The sequence below is a fragment of the Variovorax sp. Varisp53 genome, assembly GCF_059491555.1.
In genome coordinates this window covers 4,316,860-4,337,482 of record NZ_CP168512.1, presented here as the reverse complement: position 1 = coordinate 4,337,482, position 20,623 = coordinate 4,316,860, and the positions used below count along the sequence as shown (strand labels likewise).

The 20,623-nt window shown below is 68.2% G+C and carries 17 protein-coding genes; 14 read left to right on the top strand and 3 right to left on the bottom strand.

Going from position 1 to position 20,623, the window contains the following annotated elements; all coding sequences use genetic code 11:
* Positions 1 to 17 precede the first annotated feature (17 nt).
* From ACEOAB_RS20255 to ACEOAB_RS20215, 9 genes are all read left to right on the top strand, one after another.
* Positions 18 to 938: an ABC transporter permease gene (locus ACEOAB_RS20255; protein WP_007839100.1), complete on the top strand. Its 921-nt coding sequence runs from the start codon at positions 18 to 20 to the stop codon at positions 936 to 938.
* Positions 939 to 985: 47 nt separating this feature from the next.
* The gene (locus tag ACEOAB_RS20250; protein ID WP_413750481.1) at positions 986 to 2,158 is read left to right on the top strand and encodes a BMP family ABC transporter substrate-binding protein; all 1,173 of its coding nucleotides are present in this window, start codon (positions 986 to 988) and stop codon (positions 2,156 to 2,158) included.
* Positions 2,159 to 2,473: 315 nt separating this feature from the next.
* Positions 2,474 to 6,502: a TOMM system kinase/cyclase fusion protein gene (locus tag ACEOAB_RS20245; RefSeq protein WP_413750480.1), complete on the top strand. Its 4,029-nt coding sequence runs from the start codon at positions 2,474 to 2,476 to the stop codon at positions 6,500 to 6,502.
* A gap of 18 nt (positions 6,503 to 6,520) precedes the next feature.
* Positions 6,521 to 7,315 carry a BMA_0021/BMA_0022 family TOMM bacteriocin gene (locus ACEOAB_RS20240; RefSeq protein ID WP_413750479.1) on the top strand — a complete coding sequence of 265 codons (795 nt, stop codon included), beginning with the start codon at positions 6,521 to 6,523 and terminating at the stop codon, positions 7,313 to 7,315.
* A 19-nt stretch (positions 7,316 to 7,334) separates the two neighbouring features.
* Entirely contained in the window at positions 7,335 to 8,165 is an 831-nt protein-coding gene (locus ACEOAB_RS20235; protein WP_495653845.1) for a class I SAM-dependent methyltransferase, read from the top strand.
* Positions 8,158 to 10,296 (top strand): TOMM precursor leader peptide-binding protein, encoded by a 2,139-nt coding sequence (locus ACEOAB_RS20230; protein WP_413750536.1) that lies wholly within the window; start codon positions 8,158 to 8,160, stop codon positions 10,294 to 10,296. Before ACEOAB_RS20235 ends, ACEOAB_RS20230 begins: the two co-directional genes overlap by 8 nt.
* 22 nt (positions 10,297 to 10,318) lie before the next feature.
* Positions 10,319 to 11,257: an FHA domain-containing protein gene (locus tag ACEOAB_RS20225; protein WP_413750535.1), complete on the top strand. Its 939-nt coding sequence runs from the start codon at positions 10,319 to 10,321 to the stop codon at positions 11,255 to 11,257.
* Positions 11,258 to 11,361: 104 nt separating this feature from the next.
* Complete coding sequence (locus ACEOAB_RS20220) at positions 11,362 to 12,018, top strand: RhiA family protein (protein WP_413750534.1); 657 nt, start codon at positions 11,362 to 11,364, stop codon at positions 12,016 to 12,018.
* 59 nt (positions 12,019 to 12,077) lie between these two features.
* Positions 12,078 to 12,521, top strand: coding sequence for a hypothetical protein (locus tag ACEOAB_RS20215; protein WP_235507889.1), 444 nt, complete (start codon positions 12,078 to 12,080; stop codon positions 12,519 to 12,521).
* 150 nt (positions 12,522 to 12,671) lie between these two features.
* Here the strand turns inward: ACEOAB_RS20215 and ACEOAB_RS20210 are convergent, their stop codons facing one another.
* The gene (locus ACEOAB_RS20210; RefSeq protein WP_413750533.1) at positions 12,672 to 13,064 is read right to left on the bottom strand and encodes a nuclear transport factor 2 family protein; all 393 of its coding nucleotides are present in this window, start codon (positions 13,062 to 13,064) and stop codon (positions 12,672 to 12,674) included.
* Positions 13,065 to 13,286: 222 nt separating this feature from the next.
* Between ACEOAB_RS20210 and ACEOAB_RS20205 the strand changes: the two genes are divergently transcribed.
* Entirely contained in the window at positions 13,287 to 14,348 is a 1,062-nt protein-coding gene (locus ACEOAB_RS20205) for an adenosine deaminase (protein ID WP_413750532.1), read from the top strand.
* On the opposite strand, the gene ACEOAB_RS20200 is transcribed toward ACEOAB_RS20205, so the two are convergent.
* Positions 14,309 to 15,613, bottom strand: coding sequence for an MFS transporter (locus tag ACEOAB_RS20200; RefSeq protein WP_495653069.1), 1,305 nt, complete (start codon positions 15,611 to 15,613; stop codon positions 14,309 to 14,311). The genes ACEOAB_RS20205 and ACEOAB_RS20200 overlap by 40 nt on opposite strands.
* A 96-nt stretch (positions 15,614 to 15,709) precedes the next feature.
* Here ACEOAB_RS20200 and ACEOAB_RS20195 point away from each other — a divergent pair, with 96 nt between their 5' ends.
* Together ACEOAB_RS20195 and ACEOAB_RS20190 are read left to right on the top strand one after the other, a co-directional pair.
* The gene (locus ACEOAB_RS20195; protein ID WP_413748765.1) at positions 15,710 to 16,651 is read left to right on the top strand and encodes a LysR substrate-binding domain-containing protein; all 942 of its coding nucleotides are present in this window, start codon (positions 15,710 to 15,712) and stop codon (positions 16,649 to 16,651) included.
* A gap of 161 nt (positions 16,652 to 16,812) precedes the next feature.
* Positions 16,813 to 17,916: a BMP family ABC transporter substrate-binding protein gene (locus ACEOAB_RS20190; RefSeq protein WP_413748764.1), complete on the top strand. Its 1,104-nt coding sequence runs from the start codon at positions 16,813 to 16,815 to the stop codon at positions 17,914 to 17,916.
* A gap of 110 nt (positions 17,917 to 18,026) precedes the next feature.
* Here ACEOAB_RS20190 and ACEOAB_RS20185 read toward each other — a convergent pair whose 3' ends face one another.
* Positions 18,027 to 18,908, bottom strand: a complete 882-nt coding sequence (locus ACEOAB_RS20185; protein WP_413748763.1) for a LysR family transcriptional regulator — start codon at positions 18,906 to 18,908, stop codon at positions 18,027 to 18,029.
* Positions 18,909 to 19,011: 103 nt separating this feature from the next.
* Between ACEOAB_RS20185 and ACEOAB_RS20180 the strand changes: the two genes are divergently transcribed.
* Both ACEOAB_RS20180 and ACEOAB_RS20175 read left to right on the top strand, forming a co-directional pair.
* Positions 19,012 to 19,617 (top strand): short chain dehydrogenase, encoded by a 606-nt coding sequence (locus ACEOAB_RS20180; protein WP_413748762.1) that lies wholly within the window; start codon positions 19,012 to 19,014, stop codon positions 19,615 to 19,617.
* Complete coding sequence (locus ACEOAB_RS20175) at positions 19,614 to 20,600, top strand: NHL repeat-containing protein (RefSeq protein ID WP_413748761.1); 987 nt, start codon at positions 19,614 to 19,616, stop codon at positions 20,598 to 20,600. The genes ACEOAB_RS20180 and ACEOAB_RS20175 overlap by 4 nt, the downstream gene beginning before the upstream one ends.
* Positions 20,601 to 20,623 lie beyond the last annotated feature (23 nt).

Below are 20,623 nucleotides of genomic sequence, written 5' to 3'. Positions count from 1 at the left end.
GCGCCGGAGCAACTGACATGGACAGCTACGCACTCCTCCTGGGCTCCACCCTGAGCGCCGGAACGGTCCTCGCCATCGCGGCGCTGGGCCTGTTGATCAACGAGAAGGCCGGCATCGTCAACCTCGGCGCCGAGGGCCTGATGCTCTGCGCCGCCATCGCCGGCTTCGCGACGGTGGTCACCACGCACAACCCCTGGCTCGGCTTCCTCGCCGGCATGGCGGCCGGCGCGCTGCTCTCGGCCTTCTTCGGCGTGCTGGTGATCTGGCTCAACACCAACCAGTACGCGACCGGCCTCGCGCTCAGCCTGTTCGGCGTCGGCTTCTCGGCCTTTGCCGGCATCAACTTCGTGCAGGCCAAGCTGCCCGCGAGCGTGAGCTACGCCATCCCCGTGCTGGGCGACATCCCGCTCGTCGGCCCGGCGCTGTTCCGCCATCACCCGATGGTGTATTTCGCGGTGGTGCTGACCGTCGCGCTGATCTGGTTTCTCTACCGCACGCGTGCCGGCCTGGTGCTGCGCTCGGTCGGCGAGTCGCCCGAGTCGGCGCATGCGCTGGGCTATCCGGTGCGGCGCATCCGCTTCATGGCGGTGATTGCGGGCGGCGCGCTGTGCGGACTCGCGGGCGCCTACCTCTCGACGGTGTACACGCCGCTGTGGGTCGAGGGCATGGTGGCAGGGCGCGGCTGGATCGCGCTGGCGCTCACCACCTTCGCCACCTGGCGGCCGGTGCGCGTGCTGCTGGGCGCGTACCTGTTCGGCGGCGTGTCGATGCTGGGCTTTCACCTGCAGAGCAGCGGCGTCGACGTGCCGGCGCAGTTCCTCAGCATGCTGCAGTACATCGCGCCCATCGTGGTGCTTGCGCTGATCTCGCGCAACCCGGCGTTCATTCGCGCCAACATGCCGGCCTCCATCGGGAAACCGTTCTACCCCGGCTCATAATCGTGTTTCGTTTTTCCGCCAACCTGTCCTTTTGAGGATTTCCGACAATGAATGATCTGAACAAGCGCTCCCTGCTCAAGCTGGCCGCCCTCACGGCGGTCGCTTCGGCGGCCCTGATCGGCTGCGGCAAGAAAGAAGAAGCGGCAGCACCGGCCCCAGCGCCCCCGCCGGCCCCGGCACCCGCCGCTGCCGCACCGGCTCCGGCAGCGCCGCTGAACATCGCATTCGCCTATGTCGGACCCGTGGGCGACGGCGGCTGGACCTTCGCGCACGACAACGCGCGCAAGGCGCTCGAAAAGGAATTCGGCGACAAGATCAAGACCACCTTCGTCGAAAGCGTGCCCGAGGGCGCCGACGCCGAGCGCGTGTTCCGCGACATGGTCGGCCAGGGCAACAAGCTGATCTTCGGCACCACCTTCGGCTACATGGAGCCGATGCTCAAGGTCGCCGCCGACAGCAAGGACGTGAAGTTCGAGCACGCCACCGGCTACAAGACCTCCGACAACATGCGCACCTACGACAGCCGCACGTACGAAGGCGCGTACATGGCAGGCGTCATTGCCGGCGCCATGACCAAGAGCAACACGCTGGGCGTGGTCGGCTCGGTGCCGATCCCCGAAGTGCTGCGCAACATCAACAGCTTCACGCTGGGCGCGCAGTCGGTCAACCCGAAGATCACGACCAAGGTCGTGTGGGTCAACGAGTGGTTCAGCCCGCCCAAGGAAACCGAGGCCGCCACCGCCCTCATCAACGGCGGCGCCGACGTGCTGTTCCAGAACACCGACTCGCCTGCCGTGCTCAAGACCGCGCAGGAAAAGGGCAAGCGCGCCTTCGGCTGGGACTCCGACATGACCGCCTATGGTCCCAAGGCCCACCTGGCCTCGGCCACCATCAACTGGGCGCCGTACTACATCAAGGCCACCCAGGAAGCCCTGGACGGCAAGTGGACCACCGGCCAGAGCTGGTGGGGCGTGAAGGAAGGCGCCATCGACCTCGTGTCGATCGCCGATGACGTGCCGGCCGAAACCAAGGCCAAGGTCGAGGAAGTGAAGAAGGGCCTGAAGGACGGCAGCTTCGTGATCTGGAAGGGCCCGATCCTCGGCCAGGACGGCAAGGAAGTGGTCGCCAAGGACGCGGTGGCCGACGACAAGTTCCTCTCGGGCGTGAACTTCTACGTCAAGGGCGTCGAAGGCAAGGTGCCGGGCGGCGACAAGAAATAGGCTCGCCCCCAGGCTGCGCGCACTTCGTGTCGCTGCGCCTTCCCCCTACCGGGGGCAACACCTGCGGCCCGGCAAAGCCGGTTCCGCGGTGTTCGCGAAGGGGCCCGGGCTGCGCCGGGCGGCAGCATATACACCGAAAAGTTCTAACAACCCGCACTTGTTGCGGGTTTTCTTTTTTTGGAGTGTTGCCCGCCTGAAAAGTCTTTGTGTCCGCTACAGTAACAATTAGTGTCACTATTGCGTACCGTGGCAGCGCGGGACGCGGCCGAGGCAGGTCCCGGAGGACCATCAACGTTCCATCACGACGAGGCTGAAATGCAGGATGTCGCCACCAACCCCACGCACGCAGCGTTGCAACCGCAATTGCCGGAACCGCTGGAGATTCCGGGCTACGACCTGTTGGAGGAGCTGGGCGCAGGCGGCTACGGCACCGTCTATCGTGCGCTGCAGCAGCGCACGGGCACCGTGGTCGCGATCAAGGTCGTCAAGCTGCAGGTCGGCAGCCAGCGCGTTGCGCGTTTCCACCGCGAGACCAAGCTCTGTGCCGCGCTGCACCATCCGCACATCGTTCAGCTGCTCGACAAGGGCGAGCAGGGCGCCTGCGTCTATGGCGTCTTCGAGTACGTGCCGGGAGAAACGCTCACCAGCCTGATCCGGCGCAAGGGCGCTTTGACCGCCCCCGAAACCGCCCACCTCATGGCGGAAGTGCTGGATGCGCTGGACTGCGCGCATGCCGCGGGCATCGTGCATCGCGACCTGAAGCCAGACAACGTGATGGTCACGTTCACCGGCGCCGTCCCGCATGCGAAGGTGCTGGACTTCGGCATCAGCACCGTCATTCCCACGAACAGGGGCGCCGAATTCCTGACGCTCACGATGACGGAAGAGTCCCTGGGCACGCCGGCCTACAGCGCACCCGAGCAGCTGCGCGGCGAACCGCCCGGCGTCAAGTCCGATCTGTATGCCTGGGGCCTGATGTTCATCGAATGCCTGACCGGCGTGCCCGCCATCCGCGGCGCATCGGCGGCGGAGATTCTTCATCAGCAACTGAGCCCGCAGGAAGTGCCGCTGCCCTCGGAAATCGCCAGCCATCCGGTGGCCTCCGTGCTACGGCAGGCATTGAGGAAGAAGGCCGCCGACCGCTGCGATTCCGCGGCCACGCTGCTGGCCGAACTCGGGCGCCTGCGGCTGGACGACCTCGTGGGCGTGCTGCGCTCGGCCAAGCAGGCGCAGGACGAGGCGCTGGCCCATACCGTGGTGACGACGCGCGGCTTCTCCGAGAAGCGGCAGCTCACGGTGCTGTGCTGCAGCGTCTCGGTCTGGCCGGACGCCGACGCCGAGGGCGCCGACGATGCCTTGCCCTCGGACATCGAAAAACTGGAGCTGCTGCAGCGCAACGAGCTCACCCTGTTCGCGGAGACCGCCACGCGGCGCGGCGGATTGCTGGCGGGCACGCTGGGCGACCGGATGATCGTGCTGTTCGGCTATCCGCACGCCAGCGACACCGATGCGCGGCAGGCCGGCATGACGGCGCTGGAGTTGATTGCATTGAGCCGCCAGCGCTCGGCTGCCATCGAGCAGGCGCACGGCGTGCATCTGGGCATCCGCATGGGCATGCACACCGGCATGGCGGTGGTGGCCGCCGGAGAAATCCCGTCGGGCCATGCCGTCAACGTTGCGGTGCGGCTCGAGGGCGTTGCCGAAACCGGCACGCTGCTGGCGAGCGAAAGCAGCTACCGGCTGCTGGGGCGCCATGCGCGCTTCGACAAGGCCGGTAGCGTGGCCCTGCCGGGGCAGTCCGGCGGCATCCAGACCTATTGCCTCAGCAGCAAGCGGCAGGCGTCCATGCTGCACGAGTCGGCGGAACAGGCACTGCACGAGGCGTGCATTGGCCGCGAGCCCGAACTGCAGCAGCTGCGCGAGGCGTGGGCCCAGGCCCGGCAAGGCCAAGGCGGCGCGGTGTGGATTCGCGGCGAGCCCGGCATCGGCAAGTCGTGTCTCGCCGACATGTTGCGCGAGCAAGTGGCGCAGGAAGGCTGGCAGACCGTCAGTGCGCAGTGCCAGCCCGAAAGTCAGAACAACGCGCTGACGCCGTTCCTGGCACTGCTGCGCCAGCGGCTCGACGCAGCGCCCGACGCCGCCACGCCAGACGCCCGGCGCGAGCGGCTGCGCGAGGCCCTGCATGCGGCCGGCTGCGACGGCGAGGTGGTGCTGCCGATCTTCTGCGCATGGCTTTCCCTGCCGCTGGGCGACAGCGCGCCCAGCCAGATGTCTCCCCCGATGCAGAAGGCGCTGTTGCTGCAGTCGATCGCGCAGTGGCTGCTGCACATGGCCGAGGCGGCGCCGCTGCTGCTCCTGCTCGAGGACGTGCATTGGGCCGACCCCACGAGCATCGAGTTTCTCGAGCAGCTGGTTGCGCAGCTGCCGCAGCGGCGCGTACTGCTGGTGCTGACCGCGCGGCCGGAATGGGAGAAGCCGCCGGAACTGCAGGCGGCGTGCATCGAGGTGCGCCGTCTGGAAGACGCGCAGGCGGCCGAGCTGGCCCGGCAGGCGCTGGCGCCGAGGGTCGCTGCGCCGCAGGTGATCGACAACGTGGTCGCGCGCACCGACGGCGTGCCGCTGTTCATCCAGGAAATGGCGCGCATGCTGCTCGACGCCTACCTGGTGGAGAAGGACGGCGTCTGGGTCTTCAAGGACACCGCGCAGCCGGCGGCCATTCCGGTCACGCTGCGCGACTCGCTGGTCAGCCGCTTCGACCGGCTGGGCCCCGTCAAGGGCCTGCTGCAGCTGGCCGCCACCATCGGGCGGCAGTTCGATGCCGAGCTGCTGTGCGCCTGTTCGGGCAAGCCTCCCGAAGCCATGGACAAGGACATGGCCGTGCTGCACGACGCGGGCCTCGTTGCGCCGGCCGGGCCGCCGGGCGCCTTCATCTTCCGCCACGCGCTGATCCGCGACACCGCCTACGAGTGCATGCTCGTCGCGCAGCGCCAGCAGCAACACCGCAACGTGGCGCAGACGCTGCTGGACAGCCAGCCGCAGCGCGTGGCGGACGAGCCGGGCAGCGTGGCCCAGCACTGGGCGGATGCGGGCGAGCACGCGCAGGCCATGGCGCTGGCGGTGCAGCAGCTGCGCATTACCCAGCACCGCTCGCTGAACGACGAAACCATTTCCTACGCCCAGCACATCGACGGCTGGATGGCGCGCCTCGATGGCGCCGCGCAGCGCGAGGCGCGCCTCGACGTGAACAGCTACGTCACGCAGGCGATGATGAACAAGTACGGCTGGGCGCATGCGCAGGTGGTGGACCGCATCGCCCTGTCGCAGGAACTGCTCGACGACAACGTGCCCCGCGAGAAGCAGGTGCAGCACCTGTGGACGCTGATCACCTTCCACCACGTCGCGAGCAACCGCGCCGAGGTGCAGCGGCTGAGCCAGCGGCTGCTCGACCATGCCGTGCAGCAGCAGGACCAGGGCGTGTTCGTAGCGGCACAGACCTATCTTGGGCTCGCGCACTATTCCGACGGCCAGTTCGAACTCGGCGAGCAGTCGCTGACCGACGCCATCGAGCGCTACAGCCCCGAAGCGCACGCGCACCATGCCGCCGACTTCGGCTTCGACACCCGCGTATGGGCCACCACGGGGCGCGCGCTGGTGCGCTGGTTCGCGGGCCACGACGCGGCCGCCCGCACCGACGCCGCGAACGCCGTCCGGTGGGCGCGGGAGATGTCGCACATTCCGTCGCTGAGCATGGCCCTGCTGTACCAGAGCCTGGGCCACCAGGCCCGCAACGACAAGGCGCGGGCGCTGGTCAGCACGGGCGAACTGCTCGGCATCACCGCGCGCTATGGCCTGCCGGCGTTCCAGGGGTATGCGGAAATCATCCGCTGCTGGGCCACCGGCGACGTCGACAGCATCGCGCAAGCCGACGCCTGGGTGCAGGCGCTGTGGGGCATGGGCTGCCGCTATTGCCAGACCTACTACCGCGCCTTCGCCGCCGACACGCTGGCCGCCAACCAGCGCTGGAGCGAAGCGCTCGAGCGCATCGACGAGTGCCTGCGCATGGCGGATGAGCTCAAGGAAGGGCTCTACAGATCCGAGCTCCATCTGCAGAAGGCCCGCTACCTGCAGGCCTCCGGCGGTGAGCGTGAGGCGGTGGCTGCGTGCTTCGCGCAGGCCGCCGACGTGGCGCGCGAGGGGGCCAAGCACAGGACCGAGTACGAGGCCCTGGCGGCGTTGCAGGCGCTGGCACCAGAAAGCCCCGACGTGGCCGCACGCCTGGAGGAACTGGCCGGCCTGCGGTCGGAGTTGTCTGCACGCATGCCCCTGCATGCATCTGTTTCTTGAACCAAGGATGAAGTGACCATGACCCCTCAACGCCAAAGCGCCGAACCGCTGCTCGAATTCCGCCTTGCCTATCTCCGAGGCGTTGCCCGATCGTGGCAGGACGATGCCTACCGCCGCGAACTGCTCGACCAGCAGGACATCCAGCCCATGCTGCGCCGCGACTTCGGCCTGCCGACGATGTGGCCGCAAGTCGACATCAGGCTCTTCCAGAATCCGGATCCGGACATGCGCGCCGAATGGAAGCCGATGCAGACCTCCGGCTGGGTCGGCCCCGACGATTCCTTCATCATCGTGCTGCCGCAGGCGCCGTCCTCGCATGCCGCGGAGGCGCTGGCCGCCTACTACCAGGTGTTCCCGAACTTCATGGGCGGCGCCGTCGCCTTCGAAGCGCCCGAAGCGTCCACCCCCGGCCTGATGAAAGCCGCGCTGCCCACGGGCCTGGGCATCCCCGGCGGCGGCGAAGGTTCGCTGCTGGCGTTCGGCGGCCTGGTGCTGCGCGCGATCGCGCTCGCATGGCAATCGCCGGAGTTCCTTTTCGACCTGACGCGCGACCCCGACACCGACAAGGCGCCGGTGCTGAGCCAATGGCTGGGCTACAACAATCCGTTCAATTTCAAGATCCTGTTCACGACCAATTCCGCCTTCACGTGGGACACGGCGCGCGGCGAATGGAACCTGGAGAATGCCGACGGCTCGCCGATCAAGAACGGCCTCCTGCTCAACTACCCGAACGCGCCGGTGGAAGAGGGCATGCGGGCGATCGCGCTCACCTCGTACAACAACACGGGCGACCCCTATCCCTTCACCTGCTGAGTCCGCGGTCGACCGGGGGCTGGCCACGGGCGCGCTGCAAGGCGCCACGGCCACGCTCCTGCTGACGCTGGCCGCGCGCGCCGAGGCCAGTCGCCTGCGCGGCGATGCGCAGGCGTTCTCCGATCCCGAGGCGCAGCGCATCGCGGCGTCGCTGCCCTTCGACCTCTCGGCCTATGCGATGGACGCGGCATTCGTCAGGAGCGTGGTCCTGCGTGCCGCGCTGTTCGACCGTTTTGCGGCCGAGTTCCTCGCAACCCATCCGGGCGGCCTGTGCATCACGTTGGGCGCGGGGCTGTGCACGCGGCGCAGCCGGCTCGGGGCCGCCGTGGCGGCAGGCTCCCGCTGGTTGAACATCGATCTGCCTGAGGCCATCGGCCTGCGGGCGCAGCACATGGCGCGCGGCGAAGGCGAGACCGACCTCGCATGCTCGATCCTCGACGACGCGTGGCTCGACGCCGCCGGCCTGCCCGGCGAGCGGCCCGTGCTCGCGATGCTGGAGGGCGTCTGCCCCTACCTGCCGCAGGCGCCGCTGGAGGCCCTGCTGCGCCGGTTGGCCGGGCGCTTCGAGCACGGCGCGACGCCGTGCACCGTCGTGCTCGACCATGTGCATCCGGTGCTCGCGCGCCAGCCCATGGCGGTGGGCGGCAAGCGGCTGCCGGTGGTGTCGGGCTTCGAAGATGCCGTGCAGATCGCGCGTCTGCATCCGTCGATGCGGGTGCTGTCCGAAGACCACATCTATGCCCAATTCTCCGAACAGCATCGGCTGTTCGAAGCGGCGTTCCAGGCTGCGACAGGTGCCTGGCCCTATGCCGTCGTGCGCCTTGCACTGGGCCCGCAAGACGATGCGTAGCGCCGCGGCACCGGATTTCTTCGGCGACGTTTTCCGGTGGCATGAGAAGCACCTGCCGCCGGTCGTGCTGAAGGACAACCTGCTGCTGTTGAGCGAGAACGAGCTGCTCGTGCTCGGCTCGCCGGGCGTCATTGCCCTCGAGCAGGTGCTGCGCGAGCGTGTCAGCCTCGCGGCGCATTGCCGCAGCGAAGGCGCGGCGGCGCCGCTCGCGGAAATGCTGCATGCGCTCGAAGCATTGGCGCGCCAGGGCCTCGTGCGACCCGCTGCGATGGACGGCGGCGAGCCGTACCTCGTGCCCGATTTCTCGGTGGAGCCCGTGCGCGCGGCCGTCTCCGATCACGTCGATTTCGTCGTGCTGTCGCAGGCCGTGAACGACGATGCGGCACGGCACTGGGGGCAGGGGATCGCCGAGGCGGGCGACGCCGGCCTCACCCTCGTGTTCTGCGACGACTACCTGGACCCGCGGCTCGGCGTGATCGATGCGCAGCAGCGCGCTTCGGGGCGTCCGTGGCTGCTGGTCAAGCCGACCGGCGAGCAGGCCATGGCCGGCCCGGTCTTCAGGCCGCGCGCGAAGCCGGCCGGCCCCTGCTGGCATTGCCTCGCGCATCGGTGGCTCGGGAACCGGCCGGCGCGCGCCTGGTGGCAGGACCGTCACGGCGGCATGGTCATCGGCCTGCCCGTGCGCGCCGGCGACGGGCTTGTCGGCGAACGCCTCGATCGACTGCTCCCCATCGCCACGCAACTCGTCGCGCACGCCGATGCGCAGGTGCGCACGCTGGATTCACTGCAGCCGCATTTCGTCTTCGGCCGTCCCCAGTGCCCGCAGTGCGGAACGCCGGGACTCATGGCGCAGCGGCAACGCGAACGCATCGCGCTGGCGCCTGGCCTTCCCACCGCCCGGCGCGATGGCGGCTGGCGCACGGTACCTGCCTCGGCCACGGTGGAGCGGCTGGCGCGCCACGTCAGTCCGCTGTGCGGGGTGATCGCGCAGGTGCGGCCGCTCAACGCCGAATCCGACGACGCGCTGACGGTCTATCGCAGCGAGATCTTCAGGACTGCACCGGCCGGCGGCGACGCGCTGCCCGGCCCGCTGACCCAGGTTTGCCTCGGCAAAGGCATGTCGCTGACGCAGTCCCGCGCCAGCGCTTTGTGCGAGGCGGTCGAACGCCACGCCGCCTTCTACCAGGGCGACGAGGCCTCGGTCGTCGCGCTCGCCGCCGACCTCGACGCGCGCTGCGTCCAGCCGCAGGCGCTGGCGCTCTTCAGCGATCGGCAACGCGCGCGGTTCGACACGGAGAAGCCACCGCACGCCGTGGCGAGCTCGTCCGCCGCGCCGGGGCAGCCCGCGTGGTGGACGCCCGCCTGGTCGCTGACTTCCGATGCCCGCTGCTACCTGCCGCTGGCTTTCTGCTTCGCGAATGCGCCGGTGCCAAGCCAGTGCCACGTCAACTGGACATCGAACGGATGCGCCGCCGGGAACACGCGCGAGGAAGCCATCCTGCAGGGCTTTCTGGAACTGGTGGAGCGCGATGCCGCAGCCATCTGGTGGTACGGCGAGATCCGCAGGCCGGCCATCGACCTGGGCGGCCTGTGCGCCGAAATCCGCCAGCGCGTCGAGCGCACCTGCGGCCCGGAGTGGGAGCGCTGGGTGCTCGACATCACCCATGACTTCGGCATCCCGGTGGCGGTTGCCGTCGGCCGGCATGGGCAAACGGGCGAGTGGGCCATCGGCTTCGGCTGCAGCACCGACCGCGCGCTGGCCTGCGAACGCGCGCTCACGGAAATGAGCCAGCTGATCGCGGCCGGCAAGACCTTCGCAATGCAGCGCGCCGGCTTTCTCATGCCGTCGAAGGTGAGCGACGCCGTGCCGGCGCCGGCCGCGCAGACGGATATCGCCGAAGAAATCAGGCGATGCGTCTGCATTGCCGCTGCCCTCGGCTTGGAGACCATCGTCCTCGACCACACGCGCCCCGACATCCCGCTGTGCACGGTGAAGGTGGTCGTGCCCGGCCTGTGCCACATCTGGCCGGAGCTGGGCAACCCGCGCCTGTACAAGGTGCCCGTCGCCATGGGATGGCGCGACACTCCGATGAGCGAGGGCGACCTCAATCCACAGGCGCTCTACGTCTGACCTCGCGAGAGAGAATGCACCGATGGCTATTTTCAGGAACAAGCTCGACGGGCGCGCCACCATGCTGCGGCCCGTGCATGCCTTCGGCCGCCGCGCCTCGGCGTGCCAGACGGTGCTGAAGGCGCCGGACGTGTCACAGGTCCATGCGCTGGTCCGGTGGAACAGCCGCGCATGGGAGATCGTCGACCAGAGCCGCAACGGCACCACGTTGAACGGCGAGCGGCTGCCGGGCGGCCGCTGGACCGTCTTGCCCGCGGGGGCCGAAGTCCGCATGGGCGTGGGCGATGAAACGGTCTGGATCGCGGACGACCTCGCGCCGCCGGCCACCTGCCTTTTTCCGAGCGAGGGGCGCGGCGCCGCCGTGGTGCTGAACCTCCGCGAAAACCTGCTGCCGGACGAGCAGCAGCCTGAAGTGAACGTGTATTTCCACGAAGGCAAATGGATGCTCGAGCACATCGGCGGCATCGAGTACCTGAGCGATGGCACCGTGGTGCGCACCTCAGGCAGCACCTGGGAGTTCGTGCTGGGCGACGACCTGGCGTCCACGTCCGAGAACCCGATCGCAGCCTCGGCGCCGGCCTCGGCGGAGGTTTCACTGCACTTCAACGTCAGCCAGAACGAGGAGCACACGAGCCTGAGCGTGGTGGCGGACGGCAAATCGGTGTCGCTCGGCGAACGCATCCATCACTACACCCTCGTCACGCTGGCCCGCGTGCGGCAGCAGGACGCGCAAAGAGGCGTAGCGCCGCAGAGCCAGGGCTGGATCGGGCTGGACGAACTCTCGCGCATGCTGGGCGTGGAGCCCTCGTACGTGAACATCCAGATCTTCAGGGCGAAGCACCAGATCCTCAATGCGTTGGCGCCCCGGCTGGCCGAGCCGCCGCTGGTCGAGCGGCGGCGCGGAAACGTGCGCCTCGGCAACTATCCCTTCGAGATCCAGGGCGGCGCACAGCGCGTGTAATCGCCTGTAATTTCATTCTCCCCCGGCGATCCCTAGAGTGAGGTCCAGTTCGGTGCCGTTGCGGCACCAGCTGCCCGATCCATCACTTCCGGAAGAGAGTTGCCATGGGGATGATCTATTCAGTCACGGTCAACAACCATGCAAGTCATTCGGCTTATTTCATGGTGTTCCAGAACGACCCGACGCAATGGGCGCCGAATGCGCTGTCGCTGGCCTGGTTCGCCGAGTTCTCGAACCCGGGCCCGAGTTCGCGCGTCAAGTTCCAGTGGAGCGTCGACACCGGCTTCTCCTGGGCTGAAACTGGCGAACTGCAGCCCGGCACCCAGTTCACCGCCACGGAAACCTACGACGCGACCGGCCTGAACAACAAGATCACGCTCGACTACGACCGTGCCTACCGGTTCGTGAACCCGATCCCGGGACCCGATCGGTCGCGGTTCTATCTCGCCGAGTCGGCCAGCGTCCCGGGCAGGTCCGCGGCTGCCGTGGGCGTGACCATGGGAGGCAGCACGGTGTATGCGGCGCAGGCACGCCCCAACCAGAACCTGGCCTTCTCGCCGCGCCCCCGCTACTTCATCGCCTATGGCGACTACGAGGAAGGCGATGTGATCGACGTCAGCGCGATCAACAACCCACTCGAGTTGTCGTATCCGGCCGGCGTCTATGCGCTGACCACCACATTGAACGCCGATGGAACCTGGGACCAGCCAAAGAGCCTGGCCCATTCCAACGCGAGCCGCCTGCGGCTGCTCGCGGTTTGAATTTTCAGCTGTCACACCTCCTGGTTCCCTCGAGGCACCCATCATGAGAAGCACACGCCATGCTGCAGAACATCCTTTCACCGTTTCTTGCACCTCGCCAGCCGCTTCAATCGAGCTTGGGGAGTCAGGCAATGCGCCCACAGCAAGCCGCCGTTGAGCGGGTAGCGACGCGGCGCGTGTTCCTGGTGCCCCCAGGTGCCCGTCTGCAGGACCCCAACGTCGATTGCCTGGCCATGGACGAGGAGGTCTGGGAGCGCGGCTATACGCTCGTGATTGACGAAGTGAAGCGCGGCCCGCTGCAGGACTTCTGGAAGCACTACTACGGCACCTCCGCCGAAATGGCGATGTCCGGCAACGGGCTGATGGAGTTCCGCAAGGACATCATGGCGATCACCCCGGATTGCCTGAGCGAGCCGGCCGTGTTCCGGTTTCTCGTGCAGCTGACCCGGATGTGCGTGCGGGCGTACAGCGTGCAGGGCAGCCTGCACGTCGTCGCTGAATAAACACTCCCCCAGGCTACGCGCACTTCGTGTCGCTGCGCCAACCCCCTCGCCGGGGGCGACACCTGCGGCCCGGCGGAGCCGGTTCCGCGGTGTCTCGCGAAGGGGCCGCGCTGGTTCGACGCTCTGGGCGTGCCGGGCGCATTGGCACTGTCAGGATTGCGGGGGCTGGAGCTGCGCCGCCATCTTCTGGTGGATCAGGTTCACGGCATTCAGCGGGCGCAGCATCACCTTGAACTCGGTGATCCTGCCTGCGTCGTTCCACTTCATCATGTCGACGCCGTTGATCTGGATGCCATCCAGCTCGAGCGCGAATTCGAGCACCGCATCGCGCTCTGACCTGAGTTCGCGCACATAGCGGAAGCTCTCGTTGAAGAAGACCTGGAACGCCGCCGCCAGATACTTCTGCGTGATGGCCTTCCCGACCTGGGGCTTGTGCACCACCGGCGAATGGAAGACGGCGTCGTCGTCGAGCAGGGCATCGAGCCCCGCCGCATCGCGTTCCTTGACGAGCCGGTGCCAGGTGGCGAGGGTGTCGATGGGCATGTGTCTCCTGAAGGGGCGGTGGAAATGCCGACATTTGACGTACTCGCACACGGCATGGCAAGGCATCGGGCGCGCCTATGCGACTGCGCGGCCGGCGTCTTCTGCCCCGCGCTGACCAGCTCGGCACGCAGCATCGACTGACACCTATACGGTTTCGGGCATCGCGCCGGCGGTGGCTGGCTTTATGCTGCGAGGGATCACAACGCAGCAGCAGTCCCCACCATGACCGATTTCCGCCCCTCTTTCGACAAGAGCTTCGACCGCATCGCCGCCGAGCGCCTGCCCGAGCTGCTGCGCGCCATGCCCAAGGCCGAGCTGCACATGCACATCGAGGGTTCGCTCGAACCCGAACTCATCTTCGCGCTCGCGCAGCGCAACGGCGTGTCCATTCCGTACGCCAGCGTCGAGGAGTTGCGCCGCGCCTACGCCTTCACCAACCTGCAGAGCTTTCTCGACATCTACTACGCCGGCGCCAGCGTGCTGCTGAAGGAACAAGATTTCTACGACATGGCCTGGGCCTACCTGGAGCGCGCCGCGGCCGACAACGTGGTGCACACCGAGATGTTCTTCGACCCGCAGACGCACACCGCGCGCGGCGTGGCGATGGAAACCGTCGTCAACGGCCTGCACCGCGCATGCGTCGATGCGCGGCCGAAGCTGGGGGTGAGCGCGGCTCTCATCCTGTGCTTCCTGCGCCACCTGAGCGAGGAAGAGGCTTTCGAGACCCTGGAGCAGGCGCTGCCGTTTCGGGACAAGTTCATCGGCGTGGGGCTCGATTCGAGCGAAGTCGGCCACCCTCCGGAAAAGTTCGCGCGCGTGTTCGCGCGCTGCCGCGAGCTGGGTTTTCACCTCGTCGCGCACGCGGGCGAAGAAGGCCCGCCCGAGTACGTCTGGAGCGCGCTCGACGTGCTCAAGGTCGAGCGCGTCGACCACGGCGTGCAAAGCACCAAAGACCCGGCGCTGATGAAGCGGCTCGCACAAGACCGCATCCCGCTCACCGTGTGCCCGCTGTCGAACCTCAAGCTCTGCGTGTTTCCCGACCTGTCGCAGCACAACCTGGGCGCGCTGCTCGACGCGGGCCTGGTCGCCACTGTCAACTCGGACGACCCGGCCTACTTCGGCGGCTACATGAACCAGAACTTCACGCAGACCTTCGCGGCCACGGGGCTCAACGCGCAGCAGGCCTGGCAACTCGCGGCGAACAGCTTCGAGGGCAGCTTCATCGACGCGGCCGCAAAGCGCGCCTACGTCGACCGGCTCAACGCGGTCTTCGCGACCTTCTGATCGGCAGTGGCTGCGGTATTGGGCGGCACCAGCAGTGGCATTGCCACCAGTGCACAGGCGCTGGCCGTGAGCGACACCAGCGGCCAGCCTTGCAGCGCCAGCAGGTGCGGAATAGAGAAGGGCGTGATGAAGCACACCAGGAACACGCTGGTGTTCGCCATACCCAGGGCCGTGCCGGCGCGTGCCGCACCGGCCAGCGTGGCGAGCTCGGTGTAGGCCACGCCGTGCCATGCCGACACGCAGACACCGCTCACACCCAGCAGCCCGACCAGCGCGATGCGCAGCGCCAGTGAATCGGCGACATGTGTACCGGCGGCCATCACCAGCACCGCGAGTGCAGCGAACAGCAGCACGCTGAGCGCGCTGCAGGCGCGCAGGTAGGCCGGCCGGTTGCGGCGGCGGTCGGTCCAGCGACCGCTCCACACGCGCATCACCATCGCACCGACCTGCGTGAAGACCATCGTGGCGGTGATCGTCGCCAGGCCCGCGTGTCCGAAGTCGTGCAGGAACACAGTGCCGAAGGACAGCACCGCGAACTGCGGCGCGCAGAGAATGCCGATGCCCAGCACGATGCGCCACACGCGGGCGTCGCTCAGCGGGCCGCTCTTCGGCATGGCACGCGCTTCGGCCGTGGCCTTGGTACGGGGCGCAATGGGCGGCTCGTGCACCCAGGCCCAGCTCATGGCCGCGCTCAATGCGCACAGCAAGGCCAGCAGGCCGTAGAGCGCGGCAAAGCCGAAGTGCAGCGCGACGAAGGGCAGCACCAGCGCGCCGATCCCGCCGCCCAGCGGCACGGCCGTCTGCCGGATGCTCATTGCAAGGCCGCGCTCGCCGGCCTCGAACCAGGTCATCACCGCGCGGCCGCTGGCACCGTTGACGCTGCCGCCCAGCAGGCCGACCAGCAGCAGCCCGGCGCCGAGCCAGCCGAGGCCGGGAATGTGCCCTGCGCCCGGCGCGGCCCACAGCGCCATCGCCACCAGCGCGATGGCCGTGCTGCCCAGGCCCGTCAGCAGCACGGGGCGGTCGCCCCAGCGGTCGGTCAACAGGCCCCACGGCAGCTCGCTCACGGCAATGCCCAGCCCCATGACGCCCAGCACCAGCCCGAGCGTGGCGTTGTCGAGCTGGTAGCCGGTGCGCATCAGCACGGCGGTCATGGGAATGCCGCTGAAGGCCACGGAAAAGGCCGCGTTGGCAGCCACGCCTGCAGCCAGCACCTTCCAGCGGTGGCGCGGCGAAAACGAAGAGGAGTGGGGTGAAGGGGTCATGTTGCAGGGCAGTGTCGGCTGCTGCAAAGGTTTTGAAAATCAGAAAATAATGAGCCCATCGTCCCGAAAATCAGGACGATAAGAAAAGGACCCGACATGAGCCAGGTGATGTTCGATCTCGACGTGCTGCGCACCTTCTCCACCGGCATCGCGCTCGGCAGCTATGCGCGCGCGGCCGACAGGCTGGGCCGCTCGACCTCGGCGGTGAGCGCGCAGCTGAAGAAGCTGGAGTCGCAGGCCGGCACCGTGCTGTTCCGCAAGGCCGGCCGCGGGTTGGAGCTCACCGATGCAGGCGAGACGCTGCTGACCTATGCCCACCGCATGCTCGAACTGAATGAAGAAGCCGGCGCCGCCATGCGCGGCACCGACCTGCAGGGCTGGGTGCGCCTGGGCCTGCAGGAAGACTTCGGCGAGACGCTGCTGCCCGCCGTGCTTGGCCGCTTCGCGCGCGCCCACCCCAAGGTGCGCATCGAGGCCTGCGTGGCGCGCAGCGGCGAACTGCGCGAGCGGCTCGAACTCGGCCAGCTCGACCTGGCACTGGCGTGGGACGCGGGCGACCAGCCCCTGTCGCCCTACGCCGAACGCGTCGCGCGCCTGCCGCTGTTGTGGATCGGCCCGAAGACGCCCGACAGGGTCGAAGCACCCTGGTGGACGGAGCGCGAGAGCCGCGGCGCCGGGACGCGCCAGGCCAGGAGCAAGGAGCCGCTGCCGCTGATCATGCTCGACGCCCCGTGCCCGTTGCGCGAGATCGTGATCACCGCGCTCGACCGCGCCGGCGTGCCGTGGCGCCGGGCTTTCGGCAGTGCCAGCCTCGCGGCGCTGTGGGCTGCCGCATCGGCCGGACTGGGTCTGACGGTGCGCACGCCCTTCGGGCTGCCCTCGCACGTGCGCGCCATCGATCGCGCGACGCTGTCCCTGCCGCCGCTGCCGCAGATTTCGCTCGTGCTCTATCGCGCGCAGGCCCACTCCGAGGCCCCGGCGAGCCGGCTGGCCACGCTGTTGCTGGAGGCTGTGCGCCAGCATGTGCAGCTCGAGTAGAAAAACGGCCGAACGACGGACGGCGACCCCGTTGCGCGCCTGCCGTTTGGCGGCGGCACCCATCGCGGTGCCGGGAAGGCCGCACTAAAATCCGAACCCCGCAGCCGGGCGTCCCGGCCGGTTGCGGGTTGTGCTTTTCCGGGGCCATGTAGAGGAACACCATGTACAAAAACCTCGCGGGCCGCGCCGTTCTGGCGTGCGTTGCCGCTTGCTTTTTCTTTTCTCCCGCCTTCTCGCAGACGCAGCCGCCCAAGGCGCCGCTGAAGATCGGCTTCGTCTACGTCACGCCCGTCACCGATGCCGGCTGGGTGCGCCAGCACGAGGAAGGCCGCAAGGCCGTCGACGCGGCGCTGGGCGGCAAGGTCCAGACCACCTACGTCGAGAACGTGGCCGAAGGCGCCGACGCCGAGCGCGTGATCCGCGACCTCGCGCAGCAGGGCAACACGCTCATCTTCACGCCGAGCTTCGGCTACATGGAGCCGACGCTGAAGGTGGCGAAAGACTTCCCCGAGGTGAAGTTCGAATCGATCACCGGCTACAAGACCGCGCCCAACGTCGCGACCGCCAATGCGCGCTACTACGAGGGCCGCTACCTCGCGGGCATCGCGGCCGGCCGCATGACGAAGACCAACATCGCCGGCTACGTCGCGGGCTTCCCGATTCCCGAGGTGCTGCAGGGCATCAACGCCTTCGCGCTCGGCATGCGCTCGGTGAATCCGGCTGCGAAGGTCCACGTGGTGTGGCTCAACGAGTGGTTCGATCCGCCGAAGGAGCGCGACGCCGCGATGGCGCTGTTCGACCGGAACGCCGACGTGGTGGCCTTCCACACCGGCTCCACCGCCGTGATGGCCGCGGCGCAGGAGCGCGGCAGGATGGCCGTCGCCTATCACTCCGACATGCGCAAGATCGCCCCCGACGCCCAGATCGTCGCGGTCACGCACCAGTGGGGCGGCTACTACACGCAGCGCGCGAAGGCCGTGCTCGAAGGCAGCTGGAAGAGCAGCAACCTCTGGGGCGGCGTGAAGGAAGGAATGATCCGCGTCGGCGACTTCGGCACCAAGGTGCCCAAGGCCGTGCAGGACGAGGTGCTGGCGCGGCAGAAGGACATCGCGGCCGGCAAGCTGCAGCCGTTTCGTGCGGTGGCCGCCGACGTGCGCGACAACGAAGGCCACGTCGTGATCGCCAAGGGTGCGCAGCTCAATGACGAGCAGATCCTGAAGATGAACTGGCTGGTCGAGGGTGTGCAGGGGCGGGTGGCCCGTTAACGGGCTTGCGGGCCGACGGCTTTGCCCGTGGCGATGGAGCTTCGGCGCAACAGGGTCTTGATTCGCTGGCGAAGCAGCGCAGGCGTCATTTATCAGTGGAACGCGGATCTTCAGCCCAGCCGCTCGACCACAAAGTCCACGAAGGTCCGCAGCTTGGCACTCGGCCGCGCCTCCGGCAGCCGCATGATGTGCACCTGCCGCGTGGGAAGTTCCCACCCGGGCAACAGCCGCACCACCTGGCCCGAAGCGATGGCGGGCCCGAGCAGCGCGTCGGCCTGCACGATCACGCCTACGCCGGCCATGGCTGCGGCCAGCAGGGCCTGGCCGTTGTTGGTGGTGAGCGGGCCGCGCACGGGCACATGCACCGTCTTGCCCTTGCGCGTGAAGCGCCATGCATGGTCCGGCCCCCAGGTCGCGAAGCCCAGCAGCGGGAAGGCCTCCAGCTCGGATGGGTGCTTGGGTTGCCCGTGGCGCGCGACCCATTCGGGGCTGGCCACCGCGTACATGCGCGACAGCGCCAGCGGCCTCGCAATGAGCCGTTCGTCGACCGCGGCGCCCGAGCGGATGCCGCAGTCGAAGCCTTCCTCCGCGAGATCGACCACGCGGTCGTTGAGGCTCAGCTCCACCTTCACCTGCGGATAGGCGGCGATGTACTCGCCGATCACGGGCGTGAGCCGGTGCGCGCCATACGCCACCGGCGCGGTCACGCGCAGCACGCCCTGCGGCATGGCGCGCAGCGACTCGGCCACGCCGTCGGCGATGTGCACGCTGGAGAGCACGTCGCGGCAACGCTCGAGATAGGCAGCGCCGATTTCCGTGAGCGAATGGCGGCGCGTGGTGCGCTCCAGCAGGCGCGCGCCGAGCTGTTCTTCGAGCGCGCGGATGTGCTTGCCGACCATCACGGCCGACAGGTCGAGCGCCTCCGCGGCGGCAGCGAAGCTGCCCGCATCCACCGTGGCAACGAAGACTTCCATGGCGCGCAGCTTGTCCATATTGAAAACCCAAAGTTTCGAATGACCGAACCGGATGGCAATTTATCAAATTGATGGTTCGCAAAACAATGGCCACCTGTTCATTCAATCCGGCGAGGTTTTCATGAGAGTTCTGGTTGTGGGCGCGACAGGCGCCATCGGCAGTGCGGTGGCGCAGGCACTGGCCGAGCGCCACCACGAGGTGATTCGCGCAGGCCGCACGCGTGGCGAGCACCAGGTCGACATCACGAGCGACGCGAGCGTCGAGGCGCTGTATGCGGCGGTCGGTCGGGTCGATGCCATCGTGTCGGCGGCGGGCGGGCTGTTCTTCGGGCCGCTGAACGAGATGCGGCCGGCCGACTTCAATGTCGGCCTGCAGGACAAGCTGCTCGGCCAGGTGCGGCTCGCGCTGCTGGGCCAGCATGTGCTGCGCGACGGTGGGTCGATCACGCTGACCACGGGTGTCGCGGCCGACGATCCGGTTCGCGGCGGAGGCAATGCGGCTGCCGTGAATGCGGCGGTCGAGGGTTTCGTGAAGGGCGCGGCGATCGAGCTGTCGCGCGGCCTGCGCATCAACGCCGTGAGCCCGACGCTGCTGACCGAATCGGTGGCGGCGTACGGCGCGCTCTTCCCGGGCGTTGAAACGGTATCGGCCGCGCGCGTGGCGCTGGCCTACGTGCGCAGCGTCGAAGGTCCGCTGACGGGGCGCGTTTTTCGCGTGTGGCAATGAGGAGGGCGCGCGCACTGCTGCTCGGAGCGTCGCTCGCGTACGTCGCGGCGACGGCCTCGGCCGCGCCGCCCGCCGTACAGGCCCTGCCTGACGACTGGTATCCGGAAAGCGTCGCCATCGGCCCCGACGGTACGTTCTACGTCGGCAGCTGGCGCGAGGGCGCGGTCGCGCGGCTGAAGCCGGGCGTCGCCCCGAAGGCCGAAGTGCTGGTGAAGCCCGGCGCCAACGGGCTTGCGAACGGGCAGGGCGTGCTGGTCGATGCGAAGCAGCGGGCGCTGTGGATCTGCTCGGGCAACAGCGGCTTCACCACCGTGCCGCAGACGCCGAGCGCGCTCAAGCGTTACGACCTGGTCACCGGCGCACCGCGTGCCAGCTATGCGATGCCCGACAACGGCTACTGCAACGACCTTGCGCAGGACGCGCGCGGCAATCTCTACGTGACCGACTCCTACCACCCGCGCGTGCTGAAGCTCGCACCGGGTGCTGCCGCACTCGCGGTCTGGAAGGAAGACCCGGTGCTGTCCGGTCCGGGTCCCTACAAGGGGCTGAACGGCATCGCCATCGACGGCGGGCGCGATGTCTACGTGAGTCTCGTGGCGGCAGCTTCCTACGTGCTGCGCATCGGCCTGGGCACCGACGGCCATGCGGGCGAGGTCACGCGCATCGAAGCTCCGCGCGTGCTGAAGAACGTCGACGCGATCCGCGCCTGGAAGCCGGGCCGGCTCGTGCTGTTCGAAAGCAATGCCTTCGGCGACGGCCCCTATGGCGGCCAGGTCACCGTGGCGCGCATCGACGGCACCAAGCTCGGCCTGCAGACGGTGGTGGCGGGGCTCAACGACCCGTCGTCCGGTGCGGTGTGGGGCAACCGCGTCTATTTCATCGAGTCGAAGTATTCGCTGCTGACCAAACGCAAGGACGGCGATGGGCCTGTGCCGACCGGCGTGCCCTTCGACATCCAGTCGCGCGAACTGCCAGCACGCTGAGTGCATTCCGCATATAGCACTCA